This window comes from Kitasatospora sp. NPDC091257 (assembly GCF_044757675.1).
GTDB lineage: Bacteria > Actinomycetota > Actinomycetes > Streptomycetales > Streptomycetaceae > Kitasatospora > Kitasatospora lactacystinica.
The window spans coordinates 1-6606 of the sequence record NZ_JBIVVI010000440.1 but is presented as its reverse complement, the minus strand read 5'-3'; the positions used below and the strand labels follow the sequence as shown (position 1 = coordinate 6606).

Here is a 6606-nt window from a genome sequence, read left to right as displayed (position 1 = left end):
GGTACGGGCTGCCCGGTGGAGTCCGGCCGCTACCGCGCCAGCAGCTTCTCCAGGACGTCCGCCCCCTTTGACGCGCCGCCCGCCCCGCGCACGATCCGGCTCAGGGCCGCCGCCCCGGGGCGGCAGGACCGGACGTCCCGGACGGCGTCGCGGAGGCCCTGCACGGTCGGCTCGGCGAGCGTCCTGCCGACCCGCAGCTCCTCCGCCCGCCGGGCGATCGCCCGCTGTTCCGGGATCTGCGGCACCGCCACGAAGGGCACCCCGTGGTAGAGAGACTCCATCGCCGAGTTCATCCCGGCGTGGCTCAGGAACACCTCGGTGTGTCGCAGCACCGCCACCTGCGGCACGTGCGCGTGCACTTCGACGTTCGCCGGGATCGGGCCCAGCGACTCCTGGTCCAGCCCGCCCACCGCCATGACGACCTGCCAGTCGCTGTCCCCGAACGCCTCGATGCAGGTCCGGTAGAACTCGGGCCGGTCGTTGAAGACGGTTCCCAGCGATATCAGCAGCACCGGGGCCTGCGACCGGGGGCTCCACTCCTCAGCGGTCTGCCGGCTGCTCAGCGACGGCCCGACGAAGTGGAAGCGCTCGTCGAAGGTGTCCCCCGACATCTGGAACTCGCGGGGGATGAACACCAGGCTCGTCGGGGCCACGTGGCCGAACATCAGGTTCGGGTCCTCAAGGAAGGTGTGGCCCTGCGCGAACTTCCCCATGTCCTGAATCGCGGCCACCAGCCGGGGGTTGGTGTGGTCGAAGTCGGCCGGTAAGTACACCTGCGCCGCCGAGAAGGACTCGTTCTCCGCGAAGGTCGGCACCAGGGAGACCTCCCGCACATCGAGCAGGTTCGCCAGCATCCTCCCGGTGAAGGTCACCGAGTCGTAGCACACCGCGTCCGGCGGGTCGGCCGAGAAGTGCTCGGCCAGGACGGGGAAAGAGGCACGCGCGTCGTCGAGGTAGTACTCCATCGTCACGGCGAGCTGTTCCGCCGTGAACTCGCCCCGCGCCGCCATGTCGGGCGGCAGCTGCGAGGGCAGGGTCACCGGCGACGCCCCGGCGGCGAAGGCGGCGTCCATGGTGGCCGGCCCCGTGGCGTAACTGACCCGGTGACCGCGCCGGACCAGCTCCTCGACCAGCGGCAGGGTCGGGTTCACGTGCCCGGACGCGGGCGCGCTCACGAAGGCGAAATGGGCCATCAGCTCTCCTCCAGGATGACCGGCAGAGTCTTGTGCCCGTTGGTGAAGAAGGAACCCAGCGGCTCGAGTTCGGACGACGGGACGGCCAGCCGCAGCCGGGGGAACCGGGAGAACAGCGCGGACAGCGCCGTCGTCGCCTCCAGCTTCGCCAGGGGGCTGCCGAGGCAGTAGTGCACGCCGTGCCCGAAGGTGAGGTGGTCGGCCCGCGACGGCCGGGTGACGGAGAAGTCCTCCGCGTCGGCCCCGTGCTGCGCCGGGTCGCGGCCGGCCGCGCCGTAGGACAGCAGGATCGCCTCGCCCTTGCGGATCCGCACGCCGTCCGCGGAGATGTCCTCCACGGCGTACCGCAGCGGCAGGTTCGGCACCGGCGCCTGCCAGCGCAGGGTCTCGTCCACCACGTCCTCCCACGTGCTGGTCCCGGACCGGACCAGGGCGAGCTGGGACGGGTGCGTGGCCAGCGCGTGGACGGCGTGGTCGAGCAGGTTGACTGTCGTCTCGAAGCCGGCGGAGATGGTCAGCAGCAGGGTGTCCAGCAGTTCCCGCTCGGACAGTCGTGTGCCGTCCGCCTCCTGCGCGGCGATCAGGTCGCTGGTCATGTCGTCGCCGGGGTCGCGCCGTTTGGCGGCCACGAGCTCCTTGAGCAGCATGTACAGCTCGCCGGAGGCGGCCTGCACGCCCGCCGGGTCCGCGTCGAGGCTGAACACCGCGTCCACCAGCCGCCGCAGGTCCGCGCCGGTCTGCGCGGTCAACCCGAACAATCCGGTGATGACCTGGATCGGCAGCGGGAACGCGAACCGTGCGCGCAGGTCGACCGTCTGCCCCGGCGGCACCGTGGCCAGGTCGGCGATCAGGCCGGCCGTGATCTCCTCGACGCGCGGCCGCATCCCTTCGATGCGGCGCGGGGTGAACGCCTTGGCCACCAGGCTGCGCAGCCTGGTGTGGTCGGCCCCGTAGGCGGTGAACATGTTCTGCATCGCGACCCACATGATCAGCGGCCAGTCCGGCGGGATGTCGCCGTCGCGCCACATGGGCCAGTGCTTGTTCGCGTCCTTGGAGACCTTCGGGTCGAGCAGCAGGTTCTTCGCCAGGTCGTGCCCGGTGACGACCCAGGCCGACACGCCACCGGGCAGCTCGACGGGCGTGGCCGGGCCGCGCTCGCGCAAGGCAGCGGCCTCGCCGAAGATGTCGCCGCCCGAGGGGTCGATGACGTACGCGTCGGCGGGCGGGGCCTGCGCGCGCACCGGCTCGGTGAAGGTGGTGGTCGTACGGGGCTTGGGCGGCTCGGTGACTTCCAGCAGGGAGGCGGTGAACCGCGAGCCCATGCCGAGGCCGATCGACATGATGGTGTCGCCGGGATTGAGGGTCTCGTCGTGCAGCAGGTGGTCGATGCCGAGCAGTTGGTCGCACGGCCCGACGTGGCCGAGCTCGCGCAGCATCGGCCAGGTGGTGCGGCCCAGGTCGATGCCGAGCGGCTCCAGCACGACGACCTCCAGTTGGGCCAGGCCCAGACCGGTGACGACGAACCTGGTGATGTCGGCGACGCCGACGCCGGCCTCCTCGGCGGCCTGCTCGACCGCGGTGACCAGTGCCCCGCTCATCAGCGTCAGATACGGGGCCAGGCCGGTGACCTCGATCGGCGTACGGTTGCGGTGGCCCTCGGGGTCCGGGATCGTCGGGGTGGCGAGGACCTCCATCTGGGTCGCGGAGCTGTTGGCGGTCGCGACCAGCCGCGCCCGGCCGCCCTCGCGGTTGAGCACGGCCGCGACCGCACCGTCGGCCAGGAAGATCCCGATGGTGGGCTGCCAGCGTTCCCACCGCGGCGGCAGGAACCGGGCGGTGGCCGTGACCAGGGTCGCGGTCGCGGCCGGGTCGGCCACCAGGTGCGCGGCGGCGGACTGCAGCGCGGCCGAGCCGCCGTTGCTGGTCGCCTCGACCTCGTAGACGAGGGCGTGGCCGAGGCCGAGGACGCGCTGCAGGTGGCAGGAGGACGCCATGTGGTCCTGGTGGTCCATCTGGGCGTAGGCGGCCATGGAGATGTCGGCGCCGCTGAGGCCGGACTCGCGCAGGGCTCCGATCGCCGCGTGCACGGCCATCGCGTGCTCGGTGACGTCGTCGGAGCGGGTGAACGACACGAAGTCCGACAGCGCGAGCAGCCGCCGCATGGTCGCGGTGTCCGGCACGGCCTGCGTCGCGGGCGTGCGGGGCGGCAGATATCGCCCCGTTCCGCCGATGTAGACGTTGTCCCAGATCATGCGTAGTCCTTTCCCCTGAGTGCGGACAACCCGGCCCCGTATCCGCTGAAGTCGAGGAGCCATGTGCTGATGGCCAGCGCCGTGGCCGCGGAGTGCTCCTCCAGTACGGTGAAGTGGTCGCCCGAGACGGTGAGCACTTCCTGGGCGGTGGTGGACAGCCGGGGCCACGAGCGCTTCCCGGTGCCCACCAGCAGCACCGGCGCGGTGACGGGCTCCGGGGCGCCGGCCAGATCGAGGTAACGGCCCATCGCCACCAGCCGGTCGTCGTCGACCGGCTGGACCTGGTGGCCGGCGTCGAGCATGCCGGTGAGCACACCCGGCAGGTCGTCGGGGTAGCCGTCGATGAGCACCACGGCGCTGGGCCGGGCCCCCCGCCGTTCCAGTTCCCCGGCGGTCGCCAGCGCCAGCCACGCGCCCACCGAACGGCCGACCAGCACCGGCGCGGCGACGGCCGACGCGGCCTCGGCGAGTTCCTGGACCAGGACGTCGGCGTCCGCGGGCAGCGGGTCGCCGGCGAAGCCCGGCAGGGTGACCGCCGTGACGTCGCGGACCGCCTCCAGCGCCGCGGCGAACCGCCCGTACTCCTCGATGCCGCTGGACGCCAGCGCGGACGGCAGGCAGACCAGCGACGGCTGGAGGAAGCCGGCCGCGAGGGCGACCGCCTCGGCCTTGGGCGCGTCGGTGGCCGGGCTCAGCCGGGACGCCGTGGCCAGCAGGTCGAGGCCGTCCTGCGCGCGGCCGACGTCGACGGCCTTGCGCAGCAGGCGCTCCATCGGCCCGGCGACCCGGTTCTCCGGCGAGCACAGCTGCCCGTAGAGGTGGTTGACGAGCTGTTCGGGCGTCGGGAAGTCGAAGACGAGGGTCGCCGGGAGCTGGAGCCCGGTGGCCGCGTTGAGCCGGTTGCGCAGCTCGATGGCGGTCAGCGAGTCGACGCCGTGGTCGCGGAACAGCTGACGCGGGTCGTCGATCCCGCCGGGGGCCATCCCGAGGATGCTCGCGCTGTGCGTGACGACCAGGTCGAGCAGCAGGACGCGCTGCTCGGCCTCGGGCAGGGCTTCGAGCCTGGCCCGCAGGCCGCCGGGGCCGGCCGCCGGGGCCGGCGCGCGCCGCGGCCGGACGAGTCCGCGCAGCAGCGCGGGCGGGGTGTCGATCGCCGCGAGGTCGAGGCGGACCGGCACCAGCGCCGGGCGTTCGCCGGACAGGGCGGTGTCGAACAGGTCGAGGGCCTGCTCGGTGGCCAGCGGCAGCATCCCGGTCCTCGCCAGCCGGCGGTGGTCGGCCCCGGTCAGGTTCCCGGTGATGCCGCTGGACTCGGCCCACTGGCCCCAGGCCAGGGAGGTGGCCGGCAGACCGCGCGCGTGCCGGTGCTCGGCGAGCGCGTCGAGGAACGCGTTCGCGGCGGCGTAGTTGGCCTGCCCGGGGGCGCCGAACACCCCGGACGCCGAGGAGAACAGCACGAACGCCCGCAGGTCCAGGTGCTCGGTGGCCTCGTGCAGGTGCCACGCGGCATCGGACTTCGGGCGCAGTGCCGTGTCGATCTGTTCCGGTGTCATCGATCCCACCAGGGCGTCGTCGACGACCCCGGCGGCGTGCACGACGACCCGCAGGTCGGGGATCGAGGCGACGAGATCCCTCAGTGCCCCGCGGTCACCGGCGTCGCAGGCGACCACGGTGAGGGCGGCGCCCAGCTCCTGCCGGAGCCCGGGCGGCTCGACGCCGCGGCGGCCGGCGAGCACCACGTGCGGGGCGCCGTGCCGCGCGACCAGGTGCCGGGCGACCAGGACGCCGAGGGTGCCGGTGCCGCCGGTGATCAGCACGGTGCCGTCCAGGGGCGCGCCGTCCAGGGGTCCGGCCGGCCCGGTCGGGGCGGCCGGGGCGGCCCTCACCAGCCTCGGCACGAGGGCGGTTCCGTCGCGCAACCGGATCTCGGGCTCGCCGTCGCTCACGGCGGCGCGCACCGCGGCGGGGATCGCCCGTCGTGACGCGGCCGTGCCGTCGTGCCGGACGGTCAGGATCCGCCCGGGGTTCTCGCTGTGCACGCTGCGCAGGAAGCCGCGGGCGGCGGCCGAGGCCAGGTCGTCGCCGGTGAGGACCACGAGCCGGTCCGGCGTGTCGCTGGCCAGGAACTCCCGGACCCTGCCGAGCAGTTCCCGGGTCACCGCGTGGGCGGCCGCGACCGGCTCGCCCTCGCCGACGACCTCGTGGAGGACCGTCTCCGTGTCCGGGCCGTCCGGTGCCGCCATCGGGGTCCAGTCGACGGCGAACAGCGTGTTCGGCCGGCGCCCGGCCCCGTGACCCGCCGCTTCGACGGGCCGCAGGACGATCTCGTCGATGCTCACGACCGGCGTCCCGGCGGTGTCGGTGATCCGCACCGCGCAGGTGTCCGGCCCGGTCGGGTGCAGCACCACGCGGACCGTCGCGGCCGACCCGGTGACCGACACACCGGAGAACGAGAAGGGCAGCCGCGCCGGGCTGCCGCCGGCGCCGCCGTCCTCGGCCGCGAGCCCGGCGAGCAGGGTCAGCGGCTGTACGGCGGCGTCCAGGAGCGCGGGGTGGACGCGGTAACCGGTGAGCTGCGCGGGGTCCGCCGGGAAGCTCACCTCGGCGTGCAGGTCCTCGCCGTGCCGCCGGATGCCGGTGAGCCCCTGGAAGGTCGGCCCGTAGTCGTAGCCGGCGTCGGCGAGCCGGTCGTAGAGCGAGCCGATGTCGATCGGCGCGGCCTCGCTGTCGTCCGCCCCGGGCACGGCCGTCCGGTCGGCCCGTGTCGCCCGGTCCGCCGGCGGACCGAGCACGCCGGTCGCGTGGCGGGTCCACTCGTCGGGCTCGGCGGCGGTGCGGGAGTGGACGGTGACGGGCCGGCGTCCGGTGTCGTCGGGCGCGCCGACGGTGACCTGCACGTGCACCCCGTCGCGCTCGGACAGCACGAGCGGCGTCTCCAGGACCAGCTCGGACAGTACGGGGCTGGCCGTGTGCTCGCCGGCGTGGACGGCCATGTCCACGAACGCCATCGCGGGCAGCAGCGTCGAACCGAGCACGGTGTGCTCGGCCAGCCACGGGTGGACGGACGCGGAGAGTTTCCCGGTCAGCACCACGCCCTGCCCGTCGGGGAGGGCCATGTCCACGAACGCCATCGCGGGCAGCAGCGTCGAACCGAGCACGGT

General features: G+C 73.8%; 3 protein-coding genes. All 3 read right to left on the bottom strand.

The features are described 5' to 3' along the window. Window positions 1-29: 29 nt before the first annotated feature. Entirely contained in the window at window positions 30-1193 is a 1164-nt protein-coding gene (locus ACIQOV_RS20910; protein ID WP_401050506.1) for a macrolide family glycosyltransferase, read from the bottom strand. Continuing rightward, window positions 1193-3445, bottom strand: a complete 2253-nt coding sequence (locus ACIQOV_RS20905; protein ID WP_401050504.1) for a cytochrome P450 — start codon at window positions 3443-3445, stop codon at window positions 1193-1195. The genes ACIQOV_RS20910 and ACIQOV_RS20905 overlap by 1 nt, the downstream gene beginning before the upstream one ends. Continuing rightward, window positions 3442-6606: type I polyketide synthase (locus ACIQOV_RS20900; protein WP_401050500.1), on the bottom strand; the 3165-nt coding region annotated here is incomplete at its 5' end. The genes ACIQOV_RS20900 and ACIQOV_RS20905, both read right to left, overlap by 4 nt.